Source organism: Comamonas sp. C11, from assembly GCF_024496285.1.
Lineage (GTDB): Bacteria > Pseudomonadota > Gammaproteobacteria > Burkholderiales > Burkholderiaceae_C > Comamonas > Comamonas testosteroni_F.
On sequence record NZ_CP101743.1, the window covers coordinates 3503365 to 3524264 of the forward strand.

22 protein-coding genes are annotated in these 20900 nt (G+C 62.4%); 7 read left to right on the forward strand and 15 right to left on the reverse strand.

Going from position 1 to position 20900, the window contains the following annotated elements; genetic code table 11:
- Window positions 1-73: 73 nt before the first annotated feature.
- The 11 genes from NOX35_RS16080 to NOX35_RS16130 form a co-directional block, all read right to left on the reverse strand.
- Window positions 74-1183 (reverse strand): YeeE/YedE family protein, encoded by a 1110-nt coding sequence (locus tag NOX35_RS16080; RefSeq protein ID WP_256493971.1) that lies wholly within the window; start codon window positions 1181-1183, stop codon window positions 74-76.
- Window positions 1184-1279: 96 nt separating this feature from the next.
- Complete coding sequence (soxB, locus tag NOX35_RS16085; RefSeq protein ID WP_256493972.1) at window positions 1280-3013, reverse strand: thiosulfohydrolase SoxB; 1734 nt, start codon at window positions 3011-3013, stop codon at window positions 1280-1282.
- A 182-nt stretch (window positions 3014-3195) separates the two neighbouring features.
- The gene (soxX, locus tag NOX35_RS16090; RefSeq protein ID WP_182283227.1) at window positions 3196-3849 is read right to left on the reverse strand and encodes a sulfur oxidation c-type cytochrome SoxX; all 654 of its coding nucleotides are present in this window, start codon (window positions 3847-3849) and stop codon (window positions 3196-3198) included.
- 9 nt (window positions 3850-3858) lie between these two features.
- Window positions 3859-4668 (reverse strand): sulfur oxidation c-type cytochrome SoxA, encoded by an 810-nt coding sequence (gene soxA, locus NOX35_RS16095; RefSeq protein ID WP_256493973.1) that lies wholly within the window; start codon window positions 4666-4668, stop codon window positions 3859-3861.
- 78 nt (window positions 4669-4746) lie between these two features.
- Window positions 4747-5058: a thiosulfate oxidation carrier complex protein SoxZ gene (gene soxZ / locus NOX35_RS16100; protein ID WP_003053938.1), complete on the reverse strand. Its 312-nt coding sequence runs from the start codon at window positions 5056-5058 to the stop codon at window positions 4747-4749.
- Between the two features lie 32 nt (window positions 5059-5090).
- A complete protein-coding gene (soxY, locus tag NOX35_RS16105) occupies window positions 5091-5546 on the reverse strand; it encodes a thiosulfate oxidation carrier protein SoxY (protein WP_182283229.1) in 456 nt (151 codons plus the stop codon).
- A gap of 36 nt (window positions 5547-5582) precedes the next feature.
- Complete coding sequence (locus NOX35_RS16110) at window positions 5583-6653, reverse strand: c-type cytochrome (protein ID WP_256493974.1); 1071 nt, start codon at window positions 6651-6653, stop codon at window positions 5583-5585.
- On the reverse strand, window positions 6637-7989 hold the full coding sequence (gene soxC, locus NOX35_RS16115) for a sulfite dehydrogenase (protein WP_182283231.1): 1353 nt from the start codon (window positions 7987-7989) through the stop codon (window positions 6637-6639). The genes NOX35_RS16110 and soxC overlap by 17 nt, the downstream gene beginning before the upstream one ends.
- Window positions 7990-8044: 55 nt before the next feature.
- The gene (locus NOX35_RS16120) at window positions 8045-8365 is read right to left on the reverse strand and encodes a c-type cytochrome (RefSeq protein WP_182283232.1); all 321 of its coding nucleotides are present in this window, start codon (window positions 8363-8365) and stop codon (window positions 8045-8047) included.
- Between the two features lie 125 nt (window positions 8366-8490).
- Window positions 8491-8982, reverse strand: coding sequence for a hypothetical protein (locus tag NOX35_RS16125; RefSeq protein WP_182283233.1), 492 nt, complete (start codon window positions 8980-8982; stop codon window positions 8491-8493).
- Window positions 8982-9986, reverse strand: a complete 1005-nt coding sequence (locus NOX35_RS16130) for an MBL fold metallo-hydrolase (protein WP_182283234.1) — start codon at window positions 9984-9986, stop codon at window positions 8982-8984. The genes NOX35_RS16125 and NOX35_RS16130 overlap by 1 nt, the downstream gene beginning before the upstream one ends.
- Before the next feature lie 171 nt (window positions 9987-10157).
- On the opposite strand from NOX35_RS16130, the gene NOX35_RS16135 reads away from it, so the two are divergent.
- Window positions 10158-10571 (forward strand): DsrE family protein, encoded by a 414-nt coding sequence (locus tag NOX35_RS16135; protein ID WP_256493975.1) that lies wholly within the window; start codon window positions 10158-10160, stop codon window positions 10569-10571.
- Between the two features lie 61 nt (window positions 10572-10632).
- Here the strand turns inward: NOX35_RS16135 and NOX35_RS16140 are convergent, their stop codons facing one another.
- Complete coding sequence (locus NOX35_RS16140; protein ID WP_003053925.1) at window positions 10633-10941, reverse strand: metalloregulator ArsR/SmtB family transcription factor; 309 nt, start codon at window positions 10939-10941, stop codon at window positions 10633-10635.
- A 233-nt stretch (window positions 10942-11174) separates the two neighbouring features.
- Complete coding sequence (locus tag NOX35_RS16145; RefSeq protein ID WP_182283236.1) at window positions 11175-11768, reverse strand: NUDIX domain-containing protein; 594 nt, start codon at window positions 11766-11768, stop codon at window positions 11175-11177.
- A gap of 96 nt (window positions 11769-11864) precedes the next feature.
- Here NOX35_RS16145 and NOX35_RS16150 point away from each other — a divergent pair, with 96 nt between their 5' ends.
- Window positions 11865-12803, forward strand: coding sequence for an MBL fold metallo-hydrolase (locus NOX35_RS16150; protein WP_256493976.1), 939 nt, complete (start codon window positions 11865-11867; stop codon window positions 12801-12803).
- A 143-nt stretch (window positions 12804-12946) separates the two neighbouring features.
- On the opposite strand, the gene NOX35_RS16155 is transcribed toward NOX35_RS16150, so the two are convergent.
- On the reverse strand, window positions 12947-14017 hold the full coding sequence (locus NOX35_RS16155; protein ID WP_256493977.1) for a 3-keto-5-aminohexanoate cleavage protein: 1071 nt from the start codon (window positions 14015-14017) through the stop codon (window positions 12947-12949).
- Window positions 14018-14600: 583 nt separating this feature from the next.
- Here NOX35_RS16155 and NOX35_RS16160 point away from each other — a divergent pair.
- On the forward strand, window positions 14601-15653 hold the full coding sequence (locus NOX35_RS16160) for a tripartite tricarboxylate transporter substrate binding protein (RefSeq protein WP_232537970.1): 1053 nt from the start codon (window positions 14601-14603) through the stop codon (window positions 15651-15653).
- 78 nt (window positions 15654-15731) lie between these two features.
- On the opposite strand, the gene NOX35_RS16165 is transcribed toward NOX35_RS16160, so the two are convergent.
- Window positions 15732-16754: an AraC family transcriptional regulator gene (locus tag NOX35_RS16165; RefSeq protein ID WP_256493979.1), complete on the reverse strand. Its 1023-nt coding sequence runs from the start codon at window positions 16752-16754 to the stop codon at window positions 15732-15734.
- A 110-nt stretch (window positions 16755-16864) separates the two neighbouring features.
- Between NOX35_RS16165 and NOX35_RS16170 the strand changes: the two genes are divergently transcribed.
- The 4 genes from NOX35_RS16170 (at window position 16865) to NOX35_RS16185 (ending at window position 20880) form a co-directional block, all read left to right on the forward strand.
- Window positions 16865-17776 carry a TauD/TfdA family dioxygenase gene (locus NOX35_RS16170; RefSeq protein ID WP_182283239.1) on the forward strand — a complete coding sequence of 304 codons (912 nt, stop codon included), beginning with the start codon at window positions 16865-16867 and terminating at the stop codon, window positions 17774-17776.
- 15 nt (window positions 17777-17791) lie between these two features.
- Window positions 17792-18394, forward strand: coding sequence for an alpha/beta hydrolase (locus tag NOX35_RS16175; protein WP_256493983.1), 603 nt, complete (start codon window positions 17792-17794; stop codon window positions 18392-18394).
- A 99-nt stretch (window positions 18395-18493) separates the two neighbouring features.
- Window positions 18494-19531, forward strand: a complete 1038-nt coding sequence (locus tag NOX35_RS16180) for a tripartite tricarboxylate transporter substrate binding protein (protein ID WP_256493986.1) — start codon at window positions 18494-18496, stop codon at window positions 19529-19531.
- Between the two features lie 236 nt (window positions 19532-19767).
- Window positions 19768-20880, forward strand: coding sequence for a porin (locus NOX35_RS16185; RefSeq protein ID WP_256493987.1), 1113 nt, complete (start codon window positions 19768-19770; stop codon window positions 20878-20880).
- The last annotated feature ends 20 nt before the right edge of the window (window positions 20881-20900 follow it).

Genomic DNA, 20900 nt, shown 5'->3' on the forward strand with positions numbered 1-20900 from the left:
TCTCGTTTTCAACATGTTTTCATACTGAATCTGTTTATCAGCAAGCGCAAGAAGCTATCAAATTTACTTTGCTTCATGCCGTCTCTGCCAGATGGCGCAGCATCAGCACCGCCCCCAGCACAATGCCGGCCAGCGCCACAAAGCTGCCCAGGCTGAGCATGGAAATCGCACTGATGCCCTGGCCCACGGTGCAGCCCATGGCCGTCACCCCGCCCACGCCCATCATCAGTCCTCCCAGCAGATGACGGGCCAGATCGCCGCGATCGGCAAAGCCCTGCCACTGGAAGTCCCGGCGCCACTGCGCATGGACAAAGCTGCCCAGGACCACGCCTGCCACCGAGGCAATGCCCCAGGTCAGCACCTTGTTGCGGTCGCTGAAGAACATCAGCCAGTCCAGCGTGTGCGCCACCGGCGTGACAAAGCTGAAGGCCTCGATGCGCCCGCTATAGGTCGCGGCATAGACCTGCTCCAGCGTCTCGGGGTGTTCGGCCACCAGCGCCAGATGGCCGCCTAGCCACCAGGCCGCCGTCACGCACAGGCCAACCAGCAGCCCGCCCAGCAGCACGACCCGGCTGCGCTCGGCGCCGGGCCGGGGATCGAAGGCCAGCAGCAACAGCAAGGCCCCCAGACCCAGGCCCAGCACGCCGCGCAGCAGCGTCAAGGGCCAGGCCATATGGCCGGCCAGCCATTCGGGCAGCAGGGCCGGTGCCGCGAATTCCAGATGCACGCTGTCCAGCCAGCGCACCCGAGCCACGGCGGTAATGCCCTTGAGCGTGGCAAAGGCGGCCACGCCCATGACCAGCAGCACCACCAGCGCCTTGAGGCTGCCGCTGCCCAGCCGGGTCAGATTCCTGGCCCCGCAACCCGATGCCAGCACCATGCCGCCGCCAAACAGCAACCCTCCGGCCAGGGCCGACAGCCACAGCAAGCGGCGGCCGGCATACAGGGCATCGCCCACCTGCAACTGGCCGTACAGCGCCAGCGCCGTGAAGCCCAGCATGCTCACGGCGATGGCCATGCACCACTGGCGCGCCCGCCCCCAGTCCTGCAGATAGACCACATCGCTGATGGCGCCCACGGTGCAAAAGCGGGTCTCGCGCATCACAAAGCCCAGCACGGCGGCCAGCAACAAAATGGCCACCAGAACGGTGGCCGTCAGGGAATCAAACTCGGCAAGACTCATGCGGGCATTGGACGGCGCGGTCCGACTTCAAGGCAATGGCATATACCCCAGCCCGCGCGCTAACACTGTCTTAATCGGCTTTCTAATAGGCTCCCCTCAGGCCTTGGCCAGCCCCTGATTGCCGCCGACATTGATCAGTCTGGGCTCGTCAAGCCGGCGCGGCCCCAGCGTCTTGCGGTCCTTGAGCCAGGGCTCGACCAGCTCCCAGATAGGCTTGTTGCCGGCAGTCCTGGCTTCTTCGGCCACCGGCGCCCAGCCGGCCACCTTGTATTTCTTGTCCGCCTCCAGCAACTGCCCGTTCAGGCGCATGTCGCTGATGCGCCGGCCCGCGCCGGCCACCGGGTCGCACTGGTATTGCAGGCCGCCCACGCGCACCATGTCGCCGCCCTGCTGGTAGTAGGGATCGGGATTGAAGAGATTGTCGGCCACGTCCTCGAGCACGGTCTTGATCGTGGCGCCCGTCATCTCGGTCACCGTGGCGTAGGAATAGGTGGTGGCCGTCATGTCCATCAGCCATTCGCGCGTAATGTCCTGCCCGGCCAGCAGCGACGTCCCCCAGCGAAAGCCCGGCGAGAAGGCAATCGGCGCATTCTGCATCTCCATCATCGCATCCAGCAGCAACTGATCGCCCGTGCCGTTGAAGTTGCCACGGCGGTACAGCGTGCCATCGGTACGTGCCAGCACTTCGCCCAGCCGGCTTTCATAGGGCGCGCGCACCCGGGTGATCAGCGCCTGCATCTGGGCATCGGCAGGCAGGATGCTGGCGAACACCGGCAGCAGCCGGTACTGGAAGCCGCGCACCTGGCCATCCCGGACATCGAAGTCGAGCACCCCGAGAAACTTGCCGTTCGAGCCCGCGTTGGTGACGATGGTCTTGCCGCCTGCGTTCTGCACCAGCGTGGGCACGGGCATGCCGTCATGCGTGTGGCCGCCCAGGATGGCGTCCATGCCGCGAACGCGGCTGGCCATCTTGAGGTCCACATCCATGCCGTTGTGCGAGAGCACGACCACCACCTTGGCGCCCTTGGCGCGAACCTCGTCCACCATCTTCTGCAGATTGTCGTCCTGGATGCCGAAGCTCCAGTCCGCCACCATATAGCGCGGGTTGGCGATCGGCGTATACGGAAAGGCCTGGCCGATGATGGCCACGGGCACGCCGTTGATCTCGCGGATCACATAGGGCTTGAACACCGGATCGCCGAAATCGGCCGTCTTGACGTTTTGCGCCACAAAGTCGAGCTTCGTGCCGAAATCCTTGTCGAGGATCTCCTGCACGCGCTGCATGCCGTAGGTGAATTCCCAGTGGCCCGTCATCACGTCCACGCCCAGCAGCTTGCAGGCATCCACCATGTCCTGGGCATTGGTCCATAGCGAAGTGGCCGAGCCCTGCCAGGTATCGCCGCCGTCCAGCAGCAATGCCCCGGGACGCGAGGCGCGCATGCGCTTGACCAGCGTGGACAGATGGGCAAACCCGCCCACCTTGCCGTAGCGCCTGGCCGCCGCCTCGAAGTCCAGATAGCTGAAGGCATGAGCCGACGCCGTGCCTGGCTTGATGCCCACCGAACGCAGCAGATGCTCGCCCACCAGATGCGGGCGCTGGTTCTTCATCGCAGCGATACCGAGATTGACACTGGGCTCGCGGAAGTGAATCGGGTTGAGCTGAGCATGGCAGTCCGTCATATGCAACAGGGACACATTGCCGAACGGCGCCACCTCATACAAGGCCTTGTCGGCCAGCGACTGATCGGCGTAGGCATAGCGCTGCAAGCCCATGCCCGAGACACTGGCGGCAGCCAGCACTTGCAGAAATTCACGTTTAGAAAGACTCATGGTGATATCCGTTGGTACTTGTGCCGACCAGGGGCAGGCACGGGCATTTCCGTCGACAGCACGCTCCGCGCTATCCGAACTGGCACAAGCCATGTCCGCAATGCTGCATCGCCCGGTCTCGTCCCCTTGCCGGACGGCTCGGCACGGCGAGGCGGGCAAGCAGCGGCGCCGCCTCAAGAAAGCTACTTGTTGACGGGAGAGGCCGGATCGACCAGCAGCGCGACAAGATCCCGCGTCTGCGCTTCGGTGAGGATGCCGGAGTGACCAAAGCGGGGCATGCCCGAGCAGGCGTTGTAGGCCTTGGCGTTCCAGATCTTGCCCCAGGTGTACTCGACGATGGCTCTGGATTCGGGGCTGGCCGGATCCTTGATGCCGCGAATCTTGCCGTAGTTGTAGAGACTGGGGCCCAGCGTGCCAAAGGAGATTTCTTCCTTGCTGATCTGGTGGCAGTTGTAGCAGTTGCCGCCATTGGCACTGCCAGCCTTGTCGCTCCAGGTCATGCCTCTACCGTTCTGGGCGATTTTTTCTCCCTCCTTCCAGTCGCCGAGCAGCTTGCCATCCCGAGGCCATTTGACGGTCTTGAGGTTGGCAGCTTCGATGGCTTGCGCACGCGCAGGCACCAGCGGCTTGCCGGATGCATCGGCAGCGCTGCAGGCTGCATTCGATTCGTCCTGCTGCAGGCGATCGACCTTGGCGATGCCCTGATCGCGGAAAGAGGCCTGCACCATCTTGGCCGTCAAGGCATCGATGTCCGCCGCCCCGTCGACGGAGGCACAGCCCAGCACCAGCAACGATGCGGCCACGGCCAGGTACGGCATGTGTTTTTGCTTGCGCATAGGGCCTCCTTATCGCTTGATGGCCGGTGCGGTCGACATCCCGCCCTTGCCGTTGACGCCCATGAACACGCCCAGCGCCACAGTCACGTCGCTGGCGTAGCCGGGATAGGGAAAGCGCTGCTGACGGAAGCAGTCGTTGAGGCGGCGCTGCATGCTCCAAAGCTCGCCCGATGAGACCCGATAGGCGGGCCAGGCGCCAAAGCCTTCCGCTGCGCCGGGGTTCCTGGTCAGATTGGGCAGATCCTGCATGCGGATGCGCTTGCCATCCCCACCATGGCAGGAGGCACAGGCAAAGTCATGCGGGCCACCGCGCATGTAGAACATGCGCTTGCCCGCCTCGTACATCTGCCTTTCCTGCACATGGCCCTGGGGCAGATTGAACTTCATGCCTTTGGACTGCGATGAAATCCAGGCCACCAGCCCTTCCATGTTCTTTTGCTCGTCCTTGCCGAACGCTGTTGCCGCAATCTTTTGCACATCCAGCCCCTGCAGCCTGTCCATGCAGGTCAGCAGGCGCGACTCCAGATCCTGCACCTTGCCCGTGTCGGCAAAATAGCGCGGCAGCTCTACAAATGCGCCCTTGACCACGCCCGGCCCCTTGCCCAGATCGCACTGCTCCATGGACGCCTTGCGGGGGCCCCGCTTTTGCTTCCACAACTCCTCGCCCTTCATCTCGAACAGCTCGGCGGGGTTGCCGTCCTGCAGCATCTCGCGGTACTCGGCAATGCCGTCGGCCGTGGACTTTTGCGCCAGCACCGGCGCGGCCATGCACAAGGCCAGCACGGCGGCAGCCGCCTGGCCCGGGGAGGAATGTCTCATGGGGCACCTCTCTGTTTTTTGATTGATTCTGGACTGGGGTGAAGGCTGGCCGGCGGCCAGCCACTGTCTGCGCCGTGCTCAGCTCACGGTCGCTTCATCCGTACGGGTCTCGCCCTTGTTGTCCTTCCAGCTCACCGAGATCTTGTCTCCCGCCTTGGCACCCTTGACCACGAACTGCAGAAACGGGTTCTTGGAAACCGCCGGCCCCCATTCGGCCTGCAGCACCTGCTTGCCGTTGTGCGCGGCCGTCACCTCCTGGATAAACCAGGCGGGCACGGTCTTGCCTTCCGCATCCTTGCGCTGGCCGGTCTCCATCTCATGGGACATCAGCACGCGCACGGTGGTCTTGTCACCCGCAGCCTGGGCACGAATACGCATTGGATCAGCCATGTTCTTCTCCTGATTCAGATGATTGCTTGCCATCAGCCGCCGCAGCCACCGAGGGTGACCTTGACTTCCTTCTTGGCATAGAAAGCCTTGCCGTCATTGGTGATGGCCACGGCATAGACATCGGAGGACTGGCCCAGCTTGGCGCGGGTCAGGAAATTGGCTTCCAGCGCCTCGTTGACGGTGAAGGCCGCCACCAGCGTGTTGGGGTTCTTTTCCACCAGCACCAGCATCTGCTTCACATTGGGCAGGCTGGTCGCTGCGCCCAGGGGCACGACGGCACCATTTTCGGCAATGTCGGGCGCCGTCAGCGTCACGTCCTTGCTCTCGACAGGTGCAGCGGCTCCCATGGCCTTGAGCACATCGGCCACGGTCTTGGCGTCGAAAGCGGCCTTGTTATAGGCCGCCTGCGCAGCCTGCGGCAGCAGGCCTGCGGCCATCAGCATGCCGAGCACGGCCGCGCTGTTCTTGAGGGCGTCTCTACGTTTCATCGTTGTCTCCTTTTCATTCACATCACACAAGCGGGCTCAGGGCTTGGCCCCGGCAGCCAGCCACTGGGCAATCACCCTGGCATCAGCATCGCTGAGATTGGGCTGGGGCGGCATGGGTGTTGATCCCCAGACGCCCGAGCCTCCTGACTTGACCTTGCCGGCCAGATAGTCCGGCTGGCCGCCGTGCTTGCCGGCGATGTCGCTGAAGGCAGGGCCGACGAGTTTCTGCGTCATGCCATGGCAGGCCATGCAGGCGTTCTTTTCCAGCAAGGCCGTCGGTGCCGCACTGCCCGATTTCCCGGCGGCCGCTGGCTGCGCGGCCTTGCTGGCACCGCCATCGGTGGCGATGCCGCGCTGGGCACCGACCAGCCGGTTCTGCTGGGCCAGATTGCCGTGGTTGTTGCTGGCATGCTCGGGCAAGGCCGAGCGCAGCGTGGGTGCGGGGCCGCAGTTGCTCATGCAGGCAGTGGCCAGCACATCGGGCCTGGCGTCTTTGCCGAACTCGTTGCCGGGCCACAGCGCATGCCGGGTCGTCATGCCATTGCGGTTGGGCAGCTTCTGCTGTACTTCGGCGATATTCCTGTCGCTGAGCGTGAAGTTCTCGGGCACCACGCCGCCGAGGTTGAGCAGATAGGCCGTGACGGCATACACCTCTTCGGTGGACAGCGACTTGGGCGCATTCCAGGGCATGGCACGATTGATGTAATCCCACAGCGTGGAGACCGTGGCCACCTTCATCAAGGTCGTGCGGCCCGGAAAGGCCGGATCCTTGAGCCGCGCCACATGTCCTGTCCTGATGTCCTCGGCCGTGGTGCCGCCGATCAGCGGACTGAACACCTCGTTGGATTCGCCGAACACCCCGTGGCAGGACGCGCACTTCGCCTCCCACACGTCCATGCCTTTTTGCACGGACCCCGAGCCCGGAGGCAGCCCCTTGAAATCCGGGCGCACGTCGATATCCCAGGCCAGAACCTCCTTGCCCGTGGCATTGCGACCCACGCCGGGATAGCGGTCTTCGGCAGACTTGCCCTGCGCCGCAGCGGGCCCGGCAGCCACGCCCATGGCCAGCAGCGCCAGCAGTGCCAGCGGTTTACGCAAGCTGAACATTCGCGACCTCCCCGTTGGCACGTACCGCCCAGGACTGGATGGAATTGTTGTGATAGATGGAGCGTGTGCCGCGCGCAGCACGCAGCTGCTGGTAGCTGGGCTGCACATAGCCCGTCTCATCCATGGCGCGGCTCTGGATGATGCATTCCTCGCCATTCCAGACCCAGTCCAGATGAAAGCGCGTCAGGCACTTGTCCATCACCGGCCCTTCGAGCCGGGCCGTGCGCCAGTTGCGGCCGCCGTCCACGCTCACATCCACGCGCCTGACCTTGCCGCGCCCCGACCAGGCCAGGCCCGTGATGTTGTAGAAGCCCTTGTCCAGCAGCATCTGCCCGCCGGACGGCGTGGTGACCACGCTCTTGCATTCCTGAATGCTCGAGTACTGGCGGTGCTGTCCGTCCGGCATCAGATCGACATAGTGGATCGCCTCGTCCTTGGCTGCATAAGGCATGTCGCCCACTTCGATGCGGCGCAGGTATTTCACCCAGCTCACGCCCTGCACGCCCGGCACCACCAGGCGCAGCGGATAGCCCTGCTCGGGCCTCAGCATCTCGCCGTTCTGGCCATAGGCGACCAGCACCTCGCCGGAAGTGATCAACTCCACGGGAATGGTGCGCGTCATCGACGAGCCGTCCGCCCCCTCGGCCAGGATGAAACGGCCTTTTTTCAGATCGGCCCCGGCCATCTCCAGCAAGGTGATCAGGGGCACACCCGTGAACTCGCTGCACGACAGCATGCCGTGCGTGTACTGCACCGTGGGCACGGCCACATTGCCCCACTCCATGCCGGTGTTGGCGCCGCATTCGATGAAGTGAAAGCGCGACACCGAAGGCAGACGCATGATCTCGTCCATGGTGAAGACCTTGGGATTCTTCACCAGACCGTTGATCATCAGCCTGTGCTTGGAAGGGTCGATATCCCACCAGCCCTGATGGTGGCGCTCGAAATGCAGACCGCTGGGCGTGACGATGCCAAACAGCGACTGCAGCGGCGCAAACGATACCGAGGCCTGCTTGGTCTGGGTCAGACCAGGGCTCTGGCGGCGCTGCACATTGGCCTCGTATCTGGAAGGCTTGCCGTAGCCGTCAGTGACCACCGGCTGGCCCAGGCCCTTGCTGTGCGCGGGCAGCTCCAGAATATTGGGGTCTCCCTCAGCACTCACGGCCTGCCTACCCTGCGCATGGACGGCTGAAGCGCCGGCCGCTGCGGCTGCGAAAGCCCCGCGAATGAAGTCACGCCGACCTGCCCTGGCTTCGGCAAACACCGTACCTACATCGTCCGCTCGCACAAAATTCTCGGGTGCCTTGCGCACCTTGCCCGTCAACTGGCTTTGCATAAGCTCTCTCTTTGATCGTTGATGGCGCTTACCGGGAAAGCACGACACGCCTGTTTCATTTGGAACCCTTGAGAATCCAGGCTGCCAGCGTCTGGGTGTCGGCCTCGCTGAGTGCTGGCTGAGCGGGCATGGGCACCGGCCCCCACTTACCGGAGCCACCGGCCTTGATGCTTTTGACCAGATAGGACTGGGCATCGGCCTGGGCCGCATATTTCCTGGCCACATCCTGGAACGCCGGGCCCACCAGTTTCTTGTCCGCCGCATGGCAGGCCATGCAGGCGTTCTTCTGTGCCAGCGCCTGATCTGCCTGCGCCATTGCAGGAACAGCCAGCCCCAGCAACACCGTCAAGCCACCCAGCCAGGATGCAGTCTTCATCGCTTCGCCTCCTTATATTTATATATAAGCATGTTGTTATTTAAAGTATCCAACAGCTCGTCAGATTTGAGATCCCGCGCTAACCCTTGTTATTCCAAATAGGAACAGCGATACCCATCCCCGGCTCAGCGCCCCTGCACCGCAGCCCGGGCAATCTTCATGCGCCCATCCAGATAAGCGCCATAGAAATCGGGGATGGAGCTGCCAATCAGGCGATCAGCCACTTCCCGCCGCCCTGCCCCATAAAAAAGCACGGTGGGAGCAACCTCGATCTCCAGTTGCCTGACCATGCCGCCATGCGTGGTCGCCACGCCATTCCAGTCCCGCAAAGGCTCGGGCGACAGAAAATGAATCTGGGTCACCACAGCCCCCGACTGCTGCAACGGCAGCAGGTAATGCTCGCGCACCAGCTTGCAGAACGGGCAGCCGTGCAGGCTTGCCATCACCACCAGCGGCTGCTTGCCAGCCTGCGCCAAGGCCAGGTCGTGCTGCAGGCTCTGGCTGGTGGGCAGCAGGCGCTCCGAGGCATCGAGCGCCGCCCACGCCGGGGCCGCGCCCGCCAGCAGCAACTGCAAGCACAGTCTTCTACGGGCACGAAAGGAGCTGGCTGTTTCCATCACGGCTTTTCCTGCTCCATCAGCAAGAAGGTGTTGTAGGCATTCATGCGATTGGCTTCCTTGAATAGCGGGTAGACCGAGAACCTGGACCAGTCCGTCGCCTGATAGGCCTCGTCGAACGGGTCGAGGTTGGCTGCAGCCTTGCCCATGGCCTCGCGCAGATAGTGCAGATAGTCTCGCGTCAGCTGCATGTCCTGGCGCGGCTGCTCGGAGGCCGGACCGTGGCCCGGCACCATGACCTTTACGGGCAGCTTGAGCAGCTCATCAAGTGCGGCAATCCAGTGGCGACTGTCGGCCTGGCCCACATAGGGAATGCGGTTGCGAAACACCACATCGCCAATGAACAGCACACCGCTTTGCGGCAGGAAGATGGCCGTATCCTCCGGCGTATGCGATGGCCCCATATGCTGCAGCACAAAGTCCACGCCCCCCACCTTCAGCGTGGAACTGTCGCCCGACACCCATTGACTCGCCGGCACCAGGCGCGTGCTCCGGTCGACCCAGGGTGCCAGATCCTTGCGCGAAGCCTCAAGCCGCAGATGCGCGGTTTCCGAGTTGATGTATTCACGCGCCTGAACATGGGCCACGATCTTTGCGCCCAGCGCCTCGAACACCTGCAGGCCATAGATGTGGTCGGCGTGATAGTGGGTCAGCAGCACATGGCTGATGGGCTTGGGCGTCAGCGTACGGATTTTCTGCACCAGCTCCTCGGCCAGTGCGGGCGAACCCAGCGCATCGATCACGACCACGCTGTCATGGGTGATGACAAAGCCTGCATTGGAGATGAAGTTGCGATTGGCCGGACTGCCCAGCGCCGATACACCCTGCACAAAAAACACATTGGCCGCCACCTGTTGCAACTCCATCATGTGCTTGCTGACCGCTTGCGGCATGAGCGGCCGGGGGGCTGCATCATGCGCTGCCGCTGTACCTGGCGCTGCGATGGCCGCTGCGATTGCCATTCCTGCAAAGCTCCTCAGCGCCGCCCCTGCCCAGCTTGTCATGGCTTTGTCTCCCTTGCATGGGCAGCGCGTCATGCATGAATGCCGCCACTAATGTCGCCACTAGCGCTTGCCCTATTTTTGAATGTTTGCGTCATCGTTAATATAAGCAAGTGGCAATATTTAACCAGCAGCATCTTCCCTGATGCCTACAGACACCACAGGAGACCTTCGATGAAGCGCCAACTTGTTGCCCTGAGCTTTGCCCTGTTTACGGCGATTGCCGCCGCTCAGGATGTGAAAGTGGTCTATCACGTCAACACCGGAGTGGAGACCGCGGCCGCCATACTCGCCAATATCACCAACGAACTCAATGCCTCGCCCACGGACAAGATCGTGGTGGTCACCCATGGGCCCGGCATAGACTTTCTGCTGAACAATGCCAAGGACAGCAGGGGCCGCGAGTTCAGCGGCCAGGTCAGCGCACTGGCGGGGCGCGGCGTGGAGTTCAAGGTCTGCAACAACACGCTGCAGACACGCAAGCTCGAAGTCTCCAGCCTGCTGATGGAAGCCTCGGTCGTCCCCTCCGGGGTGGCCGAAGTGGCGCGCCTGCAGGCCAGGGAGGGCTTTGTCTACCTCAAGCCCTGAGGCGCATACGGCCATGAAAAAAGGCGCCTGGTGCGCCTTTTCTTTTTTAGGGGTCAAGCCATCAGTTCTGTTCGATGGCAATCTGCACGCAGATGGTGCGGCACATATGGACGACCTTCTCGTTGGCGATGAAGTAGTAGATGCTGACCCCTTCGCGCCTGCGCCCCAGAATGCCGGACTGGTACAGCGTGTTCAGATGCTGCGACATATTGGGCTGGGTCGTGTCTATGGAAGCCAGCAGCTCGGAGACGTTTTTCTCTCCGTTGCACAACGCGCTGATGATCTTCAGCCGCATGGGCGCGGCCATGGCCTTGAACAACTCGGCCGCACTCTCGAAAACGCTGTCATCCTCAAGCTCTGACGATTCCATGAAACACTCCTGGGCACCTTGGCGGCCTGCAAGCGTCCCGTCTGGATTGCGTGCCGTGGTGCATGACGCCAGTTTATAGGAAGGTCATGCTGTGTCTGTCATCACCCGACGACAAACACAGGCCGGTATCAGGCAATCCCGAAAAAGAAGCAGCTAGCGCCTGACCGGCATGAATTTCAGGCACTTTCATAGCTGAAACCCATTTTTGACGTACGCAAGCAGCTATCAAAAAGTCAAGCCGGCTTCCACTCCAGAGACCAGGCACCGCTTTGCACATTCTGCAGCCACAGACAGCAGCTCAAGGTCTTGGCATCGGTGACCTGGCCGCTACGCACGCCGTCCAGCAGCTCGGCAGCCGTCATGCTGCAGACATCGAGAAACTCGTCGGCATCGAGCTGGCGCTCGCCTGCAGTCAGGCCGCGCGCGAAGAAGATGTGAATGATCTCGTCGGAGTAGCCGATCGCCAGGTGCATGGGCCCGGCATAGGCCCATTCGCGCGCGCTGTAGCCGGTCTCCTCCAGCAGCTCGCGCTGGGCGCAGAGCAGCGGCTGCTCGCCCGCATCGAGCTTGCCTGCGGGAAACTCCGTCATGACCCGGCCCACGGGGTAGCGGAACTGCCGCTCCAGCAGCACGCGGCCATCGTCGAGCAGGCCTATCACCACCACGGCGCCGGGGTGCACCACATACTCACGCGTGGCCTGCCCGCCATGGGGCAGGCGCACGGTATCGAGCCTCACCTGCAGAAAACTGCCCTGATGCACCAGCTCGCTTTTGATGGGGTGCTCGATCAGATGGGCTTCCTGAGCCTGTTTGTCCTGTTGGGTCATCTCCGACTCGTCTTTCAAAGCGCTGTGGTGACAGCGCAAATACATCCAAGGTCTTAATCTTCGCAGAAGCCGGCTTCACTTTCCTGCTCTCAGACCATGATGCATCCCATCGACACAGCCCAGACAGACATACAGCGCCACCAGTTTGGCCGCGTGACGGTGTTTCGCGGCGCCAAGGGCGGCAAGTATCCGGACGGCAACCAGATCATGATTCGCGGCAGCGATACGCTGGCAGCGCTGGATACGCCTATCGTTGCCAACCATATCGGGGCCGAGTTCGATGCCGCCGAGCTGGTGGTGATGGGCCATGTGCATGAGGACCATATGGCCGGCCTGCACCGCCTGCCAGACGCACAGGTCTTTGCTCACGTCGGCGATCTGGCGGCCTTGCAAAGCTGGGAGGGTCTGGTTGCCACCTTCGGCTGGGCCGATTCTGCGCAGGCCAGCATCATGCGCAGCAAGCTGGAGAGCGATTTCTTCTACGCCCCCAGACCCGATGCCTGCGGCTACGAAGATGGAGCCGTCTGGGAGCTGGGCCAGTCGCAGATTCACGCTATTCATATGCCTGGCCATACCGCCGGCCATACCGTGCTGCTGATCGAGCCCGAGGGTGTTGCCTTTATCGGCGATATCGACCTGACGGGCTTCGGGCCCTATTATGGCGACGCCTGCTCCTGTCTGGCGGACTTTCGCCGCAGCCTGGCACGGCTGCCGGAGATCGATGCCCAGGTCTGGGTGACTTCTCACCACAAGGGCATTTACACCGAGCGTGAGACGTTTCTGCGAGACCTCAAGCGCTTTGCTGCGGTCATTGACGAGCGCGGTGCACGCATTCTCGAATGGCTGGCGCAGCGGCCCATGACGCTCTCGCAGATGGTGGAGCAGCGCCTGCTCTATCCGCAAGGCTTCGATGCGCCCTGGGTACAGGGGGCGGAGACGCGCAGCATTTCCCAGCATCTGGACGAGCTGCTGGCGGCAGGAGAAATCCTGCAAGAGCGCAACGCGCAGGGCGACGACCTTTATCTGCGGGCTTGAATCCAGAAGAATAAAAAAGCCGACTTCTCAAGGAAGTCGGCGGGGCCAGGAGCCTGGCCACGCATCCACCAGGCAAGCGTGACAAACGCACAGCGGCTACCCCTTGGCTGATGAGCCGGTCCCAGTCACCAGGGCTTTGAGACTCAGGTCACAGCGTCCATGGGCTTGCGCAGAAAGCCCTGGTTGGCGCCCTTGCGGTTGGGCGCGAAGCCGTTCCTGGCCAGGGTTTCGTCGGCGGTTTCGTAGAACACGCCGATCTGCTTGATCTCGCGTGCCTGCCGGGCGGTGGCAATCGGGCGACCAAACTCGCCCGCAATGCGCACCAGCTGCCTGATCTGCTCCACGGTGCTCATCTTGCCCGTGCGGGTCTGGTTCCACAGCACGTCTTCGATACCGCAGCGCACATGCAGACCCAGGGCCATGCCGATCATGTTGATGGGCAGCACGTTCAGCACCGAGCTCTCCACGGTCACGATGGCGTTGTCGGGCACGGCGCGCAGCATATTGGCCAGGTTGTAGATATTGGCCTGGTCCATGCCGCCGCTGATGGCGACCCAGTTCATGACCAGCGGGCCCTTGTAGACGCCGCGGCGAATCATGCGCTCTATGGTCTCGAAACTGTTGATGTTGTAGACCTGGAAGGCGCTCTGGATGCCCTTTTCGGACAGGCGGCGGATATGTTCTTCGACAAAGCTGGGGTTCGAAGGAACAATCATGTCCTTGTAGGTCTTGTACAGATGCGGGAAGCCGCGCGAGACACCGCGGAAGTCATCTTCGCCGGCATGCTCGGTCACGTTCATCTGCGTGGTGTTGACGGTCACCGTCACCTGATCGGGCACGGGTGTCAGCTCGGCCAGCATATGGCGGGTATCGTCGGAGAGCCACTTGGCTTCGCCATCCGGGCCTTCAGGCGCAAAGCTGATGGAGCCGCCCACCTGGATGATCATCTCGGGCACACGCTCACGCACACCGGCAATCAGCTCGTTGAACTTGGACAGACGCTTGCTGCCCTTGCCGTCGTCTTCACGCACATGCAGGTGCAGCACGGTAGCGCCTGCCTCATAGCAGTCCACGGCCTTCTGGATCTGCTCTTCCATGGTGATGGGGATGTCCTCGGGAAAGTCCGAGGGAATCCAGCCCGGCGCGTAGGGAGCCGCAGTGATGATCAGCGGCTGCTGGTTTTCGGGATACAGGTGACCGTCGAGAAAGTTCATGGTTGTTGTCTCCGGTTTGAGTGCGAAAAATCAGTGTCTGGACAAACTGCATCAGCCGATTTCAGGCCATTGCCGATGCGTGATGCCAGTATCAAATGCCGTGTGAGATGCCACTTTGCATTTCAAGACACGCGCTTTCTCAAACGCGACAACACCGGCAAACCATGCCTGAAGGTGATTGGGGCAGGCAACAGAGAGACGACAGCGGTTCATGCACTGCAAAAGCCCAGACAAGTGCTGCGCAGCATCGGCAACCTGCTATCTCCCCCTCCTCGCAGCTCCGATTGCAAGGCGCCCATACCGCGCCTCAAGCACGCTCGAAGCCATGCAGGCTGCAGCCCAGCATCGGGTAAGTGCGGAGTACTGCAGTCATCAAATGCGAAGTCGCAGGCATGAAACGCCAAGTCACCGAACTTGCGGGCCTCCATCATGAATTGGTGCATTCCTACACCCCAAGCACAAGAGCGCAGGGACATGCCGGCAGCTTCAGCGGATCAACTATTTGTTGGGTCTGCCCCCCTGCGAGACAGAGATCGGCGTCATGCCGAATGTCTGCCCCCATGAAAAACGACAGGAGACCTCAATGACAAGCGCTGTGAATCTCGCAGACCCCGCCACACCATCACGCAAGCACCCCATGCGCAGCGTGGTTCAAAACCTGCGTTCCTGCGCCACCGTTCTATGCGCCGGCATGATGGCCATCACGGCGGCACAGGCCCAGACCCCAACACCTGTCTGGCCTACCAAGCCCATTCGCCTCATCGTTCCAGCGCCTCCAGGTGGCATCACCGATGGTGTGGCGCGCCTGGTGGCCGATCATCTGCAGACCAATCTGGGCCAGCCCGTGGTCGTCGACAACAAACCCGGCGGATCGGCCGTGATTGCCGAGCGCGCCGTGATGAACGCACCTGCCGACTGGCACACGCTGATGATTGCGCCCTCCAGCATCTGGACCGACTTTCCACTCACCGTGAAGACGCCGTTTGACGTGCGCAAGACATTCACCTATGTCTCGGATGTAGCCTCCATGGTGCATATGCTGGTGGCCAACAACAGCTTCCCCCCCAACAGGATTCAGGAGGTGCTGGACTATGCAAAAAAGAGCTCCGGCACTATCAATGTCGCCAACCTGAGCCCCGGCACCCGTTCCGACATGCTGGGTGAGCTGCTGAGCGAGAAAAGCGGCGGCAAGATCACCGCCGTACCCTACAAAGGCTCGGCCCCTGCCATCGTCGACCTGATCGGCAATCAGGTACAGCTGACCTTTGAAGTGGTGACCAATGCAGCCCCGCTGGTCAAGGCCGGCAAGGTCAAGGCCCTGGGCGTAGTCTCGCCCAACCGCTCGCGCCTGCTACCCGATGTACCCAGCTTTGCCGAGCAGAACATGCCCGACTTCGTGCTGCCCGATGCCAGTGTGGGACTGTTCGTGCTCAGCAGCACGCCCCCGGCCCTGATCCAGAAGGTGCGCCAAGAAATGGACAAGGTGACTCAATCCGCCAGGTTTCAGGCGCAGCTCAAAACCCAGGGCTTTGACGCACCCCAGCCCAGCACGATGACGGAGCTGCAACAGAAAATGCTGAACACGGTGGAGCAGAACCGCAAAATTCTGAGCAAGCTCAGAATCGCCGGCACCTGAAGGACGCTGGCGTAGCCGCCCTCTCCCTGGGGGCGGTACTTTGGTAGTGTGTTTGGCGGGCCCCTGCGGCCCGCTTTTTTATGCGCCGCCTGTGCCTTCCGTCTGCCCCTTGGCACGGCTGTCCTTGGCACTGCAGCCAAACTGGCTCAGATACCAGCGTGAAAAACTGCTGGGAGCGGTAAAGCCCAGCAGCTCTGCCACTTCGGTCAGAGAGCGGTTGGTCTCGAACACATAGCGCACGGCCAGCTCCTTGCGGATATCGTTCATCAGCGAGGAAAAGCTCTGGCCCTTTTCCATCAGCCGGCGCTGAATGGTGCGTGGCACCACACCCAGGTGCTCGCTGACTTTCTCAATGCTGCAGCGACCACTGGGCAACAGCAGCAAGATGGTGCGGCGCACATCGTCCAGCACTGCTTCCTCGCTCATGGGAGCCACGGACTCCAGCAGCTTCTGGGCGTAGCGCACCATGGCGGGGTCGGCAAACTCGTTGCGCGTATCGAGATCGGCCTTGGCGCAAACAATGCAGTTGAACTCTTGATTGAACTCCACGCGCGGGCCGAACATCAGGTGATGCATGCTCAGGTCCTTGGGCGCCGCGTGCTCGAAACACACCATGCGAGGCTGCCAGTCGCGACCTATCAGCTGCCGAATGGCGCGCACCATCACGCCCAGCGCCAGCTCCACGCGCTGACGCGTAGGCTCATGGGCACGGCCGGCCAGCAACAGCTCACGGATCAGCACCGTGTCGGCCTGCTCGTCCAGCTCCAGCGTCATGGCGCCGTTGAGCAGGGCCAGATGACGCACCAGCAGATTCAACGAATCGCGCAGCGTGGCCTGATCGCGAATCAGCAGGCCCACCGGCCCCATATTCGACAGCAGGCGCGAGCGCGCCATGCACAGACCGAAGCTTTCATTGCCCGACTGCGTGGCCGAGGCCTGCAGCAAACGCCCCACCTTGTCCACCGGAATCATCAGATCCGGCTCGTCGAGCACACCAGGGCTCAGGCCGGCATCGAGCAGCATGCGCGCGCCATTCAGCCCCGAAGCCTGGGCGACTTCGGCGTAATTGGTCAGGCAGGCTGCGCGAACGAGAGAGGCCATGGGGTTTCACTAACTTGGCACTAATTGCAAAGCACCAGTCATGTAATGACAAGCGCCGATCGAGGGGAGTTTTCACACTGGCGACATTGATTCTATAAGGAGACTTCCCCATGAAAAACGAGGTTGGCGCAGCACCCGCCCTTATCCGCTCCAGCTCTTTGACCCGCTCGCTGGAAGTCAATCCTCTGACCTGCTCCATCGGTGCGGAGCTGTCCAATGTTCACCTGGGAGCAGCCGCCGAGGACGAAGGCCTGATGGCCGAAATCCGCCAGGCACTGCTCAAGCACCGCGTGATCTTTTTCCGCGACCAGGACATCACACGCGCCGAGCATGTGGCGTTTGCGCGCAGATTTGGCGAGCTGGAAGACCACCCGGTGGTGGGAAGCCACCCCGAGTACCCTGGCCTGGTGCAGATCTACAAGACTCCCGACAATCCTCTGGACCGCAACGAGAACTCCTGGCACACCGATGCCACCTGGCGCGAGCAGCCCCCCATGGGTTGCGTGCTGCGCTGCGTTGAATGCCCGCCCGTGGGCGGCGACACCATGTGGGTGAACATGGTGATGGCCTATGAGAACCTGCCAGCCGACATCAAGGTCAAGATCGAGCATCTGCGTGCCCGCCACAGCATCGAAGCGAGCTTTGGTGCCGTCATGCCTATCGAAAAACGCCTGGCACTCAAGGCCCAATACCCCGACGCCGAGCACCCCGTGGTCCGCATCCACCCCGAAACCGGCGAGAAGATTCTGTTCGTCAACAGCAGCTTCACCACCCATTTCACCAACTACAACACACCTGCCAATGTGCGCTTCGGCCTGGACAAATCGCCCGGCTCCTCGCAACTGCTCAATTACCTGACCAGCCAGGCCATGATTCCCGAGTACCAGGTGCGCTTCAAATGGAGCAAAAACAGCGTGGCCTTCTGGGACAACCGCTCCACCCAGCACTACGCCGTGATGGACTACCAGCCCTGCCACCGCAAGATGGAACGCACCGCCATCATCGGCGGCCCCACGGACTGAGCCAGGAGACAGAAGATGACCTTGAAGCACACGATTCTCATCATCCCCGGCCTGCGCGACCATGTGGAAGAGCACTGGCAGACGCTGCTGGCCAAGGAGCTGACTGCGCAGTCCGTCCCCTGCGTCACCGTGCCACCGCTGGAGCAGGACAAGCTCAGTTGCCAGGCCCGCCTGGACGCGATCGACCGCGCCCTGGACGGTATCGACGGCCTCGTCATCATCGTGGCACACAGCGCCGGATGCATGATGGTCGCGCACTGGGCGCTGCGCCGGGCCCGCCCCATTCTCGGAGCCTTGCTTACAGCCCCAGCCGATGTGGAAACCCAGATGCCTGCCGGCTACCCCACCAAGGATGTGCTGGCAGCGCACGGCTGGACGCCCATCCCGCGTCAGCGCCTGCCATTTCCCACACTGCTGGCAGCCAGCAGCAATGACCCGCTGACCCAGTTGGAGCGCGCGCGTGGCTTTGCGCGCGACTGGGGCAGCGAGCTGGTGGAGCTGGGCCCCCAGGGCCACCTGAACCCGGCCTCGGGCCACGGCCCCTGGCTGCAGGCAAAACAGCTGCTCGAGGATTTGCAGGCTCGGATCGAAGCCCGACAGCCCGAGCCAACGGCCTGAGCCGCCTGAAGACCATCACGATGAATGCGCAGCCACCCACAAGATATAAAAGGTGCGCGCAGATGGGGAGCCAGATCTCCCCATTGAAGGAGACAAGCAATGAAGGCAACGACACCCGCCTCACGCAATTCAGTGGACACCGCAGGTTCTCGCGCACTGCGCCGGAAACTAGGCCTGGCCGTCATGGCCGCAGCCGCCAGCCTGGCCTTGCCCGCACAGGCCGAGCAGAACGTGGACTGGCCGACCAAGCCCATACGCCTGATCGTCACCGGGCCTGCCGGCGGCACGGCCGACACCCTGGCCCGTCTGCTGGCAGAGGGCATGCAGCAAGAGCTCAAACAGCCCGTGATCGTGGAATCCAAGGCCGGTGCCTCGGGGGCCATCGGCATCCAGGACCTCAAGTCGCATGGAAAGAGCGGCTATACCTTCCTCGTGATCCAGGACGGAGCGCTGAGCGAGGCGCCCCTGGCCCAGAAAGTCAGTTTCGACCCGTTCAAGGACCTGACGCCGCTGGCCCAGCTCACACGCACCGGACTGGTCATGGTCGCCAACAAGGATCTGCCGTTCCAGACCCTGCCCGAATTCGTCAGCTACGCCAGACAGCAACGCGACGGCGTGGACTTTGCATCCTACGCCACGGGCCTGAAGGGTCACACCTCGGGCATGCTGCTGGGGCAGTTGGCCAAGATCAATATGCGCCATGTGGGCTACAAGGGTTCGCCCCCTGCGCTGGTCGACCTCATGGGGGGTCATATCCCGGTGATGTTCGATGGCGTCACTACTTCGCTGCCCCTGATTCGCAGCGGCAAGATCAAGGCACTGGCCGCCGTCTACCCGACCCGCCTGCAAGCCCTGCCCGACGTGCCGACGTTCACGGAGCTGGGCTATCCCCAGCTGTCCAAACCCGGCTGGTTCGCCCTGTGGTCCCACCCTCAAACCCCGGCCGTCATCCAGCAGAAGCTGCGGGATGTGGCGCTGGCACATTTCCGCAAGGAGTCCGTGCTCAGACAGCTCGCCACGGTGGGCATGGAGCCCGGCCAGCCCCTTACCACGGCAGAAATGACGGCCGACCTCAAAGAGGCCAGCCGCAAGCAGGCAGCCCTGCTCAAGTCCATAGGCTACAAGCCCGAAAACTGAGGCCCGGGCCCTTGAGCAGTTGCTCTCAAGCGGCTCCATTACTTATCTGATTCAAGACCTCTGTCCGGTGCCCCCTTGGCACCGTGGGCAGTTGCACCCGGCTCAAGTCCTTTTGCGGGATTAGCGCTGGAGGCTTGCCTGCGCCCTCAACCCATCCCCAGGCCCAGCCTTTCCATGCTGTGTTTTTCGTCGGTTTGCCATCAGGCATCTTTTTTCAACGGTTCAAGGAGACATGAATGACTACAAAAAAAATGGCTTTCAATGCGCTGAGCGCTATCGCATGCACGCTGGCGCCGCTGGCGGCCTCGGCACAATCGTCCGTGCAGGTCTATGGCGTGGTGGATATGGCCGTATCCAATTACCGCGGCGCAGGTGCGGGCTCGCGCCAGATGCTGACCTCCAGCGGCAATCAGGCCAGTCGCCTGGGCTTCAAGGGTCGCGAAGACCTCGGCAGCGGCCTGGCAGCCGGCTTTGATCTGGAAGCAGGACTCAACACCGACAACGGAACCGGCCAGGCCTCCAACACCAACAACCAGCCTTCGGGAGCAGGCAGCAGCAACGGCCTGAGCTTCAACCGCAAGGCCCTGGTCTATCTGCAGAGCAAGCAATGGGGCGAAGTGCGCCTGGGCCGCGACTATGTGCCCGCCTTCTGGAACATGTTCAACTACGACCCTTTCCGCCTGGGCGTGGGCATGAGCCTGCATGTGCTGCACGGCACCACGGTGACGGGCTTTCGGGCATCGAACAGCATTGGCTACCTCTCGCCCGGCTGCTCCAGCTCCAGCTGCAAGGGCCTGTTCTATCAGTTGATGACGGCATTCGGCGAAAACGATGCCGGCCCCAACCGTCAGGACGGCCGCGTCTATGGTGCACGCCTGGGCTATGGAGGCGATAACTGGGATGCCGCCGTCGCCATCACGACCACCAAGAACCGTGCCGCAGACGATTACAGGCAGATCAATGCCGCCGCCTCCTACCTCTGGGAAGGCCACCGCCTCATGGTTCTGGCTGCCGATCACCGCACCGGCAACCGCCTCGCAGGCCTGGACAATGCCGACCATGTACGCTACTGGCAGCTGGGTGCCATCTGGAAGGTCGGCAACGGCAACATTCCCATGAGCTTCATGCGCCTGACCCGCAATGACAACAGCGGCAGCAGCTCCAACAAGTACGCCGTGGGCTATGTGCACAACCTCTCCAAGCGCACCGCACTCTACGGCACCTATGCCTATGTAGACAACCGCGGCAGCATCAACCTGCCGGTAGCCACGGGCGCACTGCAAGGCCCGATTCCAGTCGCAGGCGGCAATGCTTCGGGCTTTGACATCGGCATTCGCCACACGTTCTGAGCCCCATCCATGGCAACCGG

What these genes read in the sequence shown, in the direction of transcription:
- NOX35_RS16135 (WP_256493975.1), top strand. Translation starts at nt 10,158, where the DNA reads ATGAAGCGCCAACTTGTTGCCCTGAGCTTTGCCCTGTTTACGGCGATT.
- NOX35_RS16185 (WP_256493987.1), top strand. Translation starts at nt 19,768, where the DNA reads ATGACTACAAAAAAAATGGCTTTCAATGCGCTGAGCGCTATCGCATGC.
- soxX (WP_182283227.1), bottom strand. Translation starts at nt 3,849, where the DNA reads ATGCGCAAGCAAAAACACATGCCGTACCTGGCCGTGGCCGCATCGTTG.
- NOX35_RS16150 (WP_256493976.1), top strand. Translation starts at nt 11,865, where the DNA reads ATGATGCATCCCATCGACACAGCCCAGACAGACATACAGCGCCACCAG.
- NOX35_RS16130 (WP_182283234.1), bottom strand. Translation starts at nt 9,986, where the DNA reads ATGACAAGCTGGGCAGGGGCGGCGCTGAGGAGCTTTGCAGGAATGGCA.
- NOX35_RS16145 (WP_182283236.1), bottom strand. Translation starts at nt 11,768, where the DNA reads ATGACCCAACAGGACAAACAGGCTCAGGAAGCCCATCTGATCGAGCAC.
- NOX35_RS16170 (WP_182283239.1), top strand. Translation starts at nt 16,865, where the DNA reads ATGAAAAACGAGGTTGGCGCAGCACCCGCCCTTATCCGCTCCAGCTCT.
- NOX35_RS16155 (WP_256493977.1), bottom strand. Translation starts at nt 14,017, where the DNA reads ATGAACTTTCTCGACGGTCACCTGTATCCCGAAAACCAGCAGCCGCTG.
- NOX35_RS16180 (WP_256493986.1), top strand. Translation starts at nt 18,494, where the DNA reads ATGAAGGCAACGACACCCGCCTCACGCAATTCAGTGGACACCGCAGGT.
- soxZ (WP_003053938.1), bottom strand. Translation starts at nt 5,058, where the DNA reads ATGGCTGATCCAATGCGTATTCGTGCCCAGGCTGCGGGTGACAAGACC.
- soxY (WP_182283229.1), bottom strand. Translation starts at nt 5,546, where the DNA reads ATGAAACGTAGAGACGCCCTCAAGAACAGCGCGGCCGTGCTCGGCATG.
- NOX35_RS16080 (WP_256493971.1), bottom strand. Translation starts at nt 1,183, where the DNA reads ATGAGTCTTGCCGAGTTTGATTCCCTGACGGCCACCGTTCTGGTGGCC.
- NOX35_RS16160 (WP_232537970.1), top strand. Translation starts at nt 14,601, where the DNA reads ATGACAAGCGCTGTGAATCTCGCAGACCCCGCCACACCATCACGCAAG.
- soxA (WP_256493973.1), bottom strand. Translation starts at nt 4,668, where the DNA reads ATGAGACATTCCTCCCCGGGCCAGGCGGCTGCCGCCGTGCTGGCCTTG.
- NOX35_RS16120 (WP_182283232.1), bottom strand. Translation starts at nt 8,365, where the DNA reads ATGAAGACTGCATCCTGGCTGGGTGGCTTGACGGTGTTGCTGGGGCTG.
- NOX35_RS16125 (WP_182283233.1), bottom strand. Translation starts at nt 8,982, where the DNA reads ATGGAAACAGCCAGCTCCTTTCGTGCCCGTAGAAGACTGTGCTTGCAG.
- NOX35_RS16110 (WP_256493974.1), bottom strand. Translation starts at nt 6,653, where the DNA reads ATGTTCAGCTTGCGTAAACCGCTGGCACTGCTGGCGCTGCTGGCCATG.
- NOX35_RS16175 (WP_256493983.1), top strand. Translation starts at nt 17,792, where the DNA reads ATGACCTTGAAGCACACGATTCTCATCATCCCCGGCCTGCGCGACCAT.
- NOX35_RS16140 (WP_003053925.1), bottom strand. Translation starts at nt 10,941, where the DNA reads ATGGAATCGTCAGAGCTTGAGGATGACAGCGTTTTCGAGAGTGCGGCC.
- soxB (WP_256493972.1), bottom strand. Translation starts at nt 3,013, where the DNA reads ATGAGTCTTTCTAAACGTGAATTTCTGCAAGTGCTGGCTGCCGCCAGT.
- NOX35_RS16165 (WP_256493979.1), bottom strand. Translation starts at nt 16,754, where the DNA reads ATGGCCTCTCTCGTTCGCGCAGCCTGCCTGACCAATTACGCCGAAGTC.
- soxC (WP_182283231.1), bottom strand. Translation starts at nt 7,989, where the DNA reads ATGCAAAGCCAGTTGACGGGCAAGGTGCGCAAGGCACCCGAGAATTTT.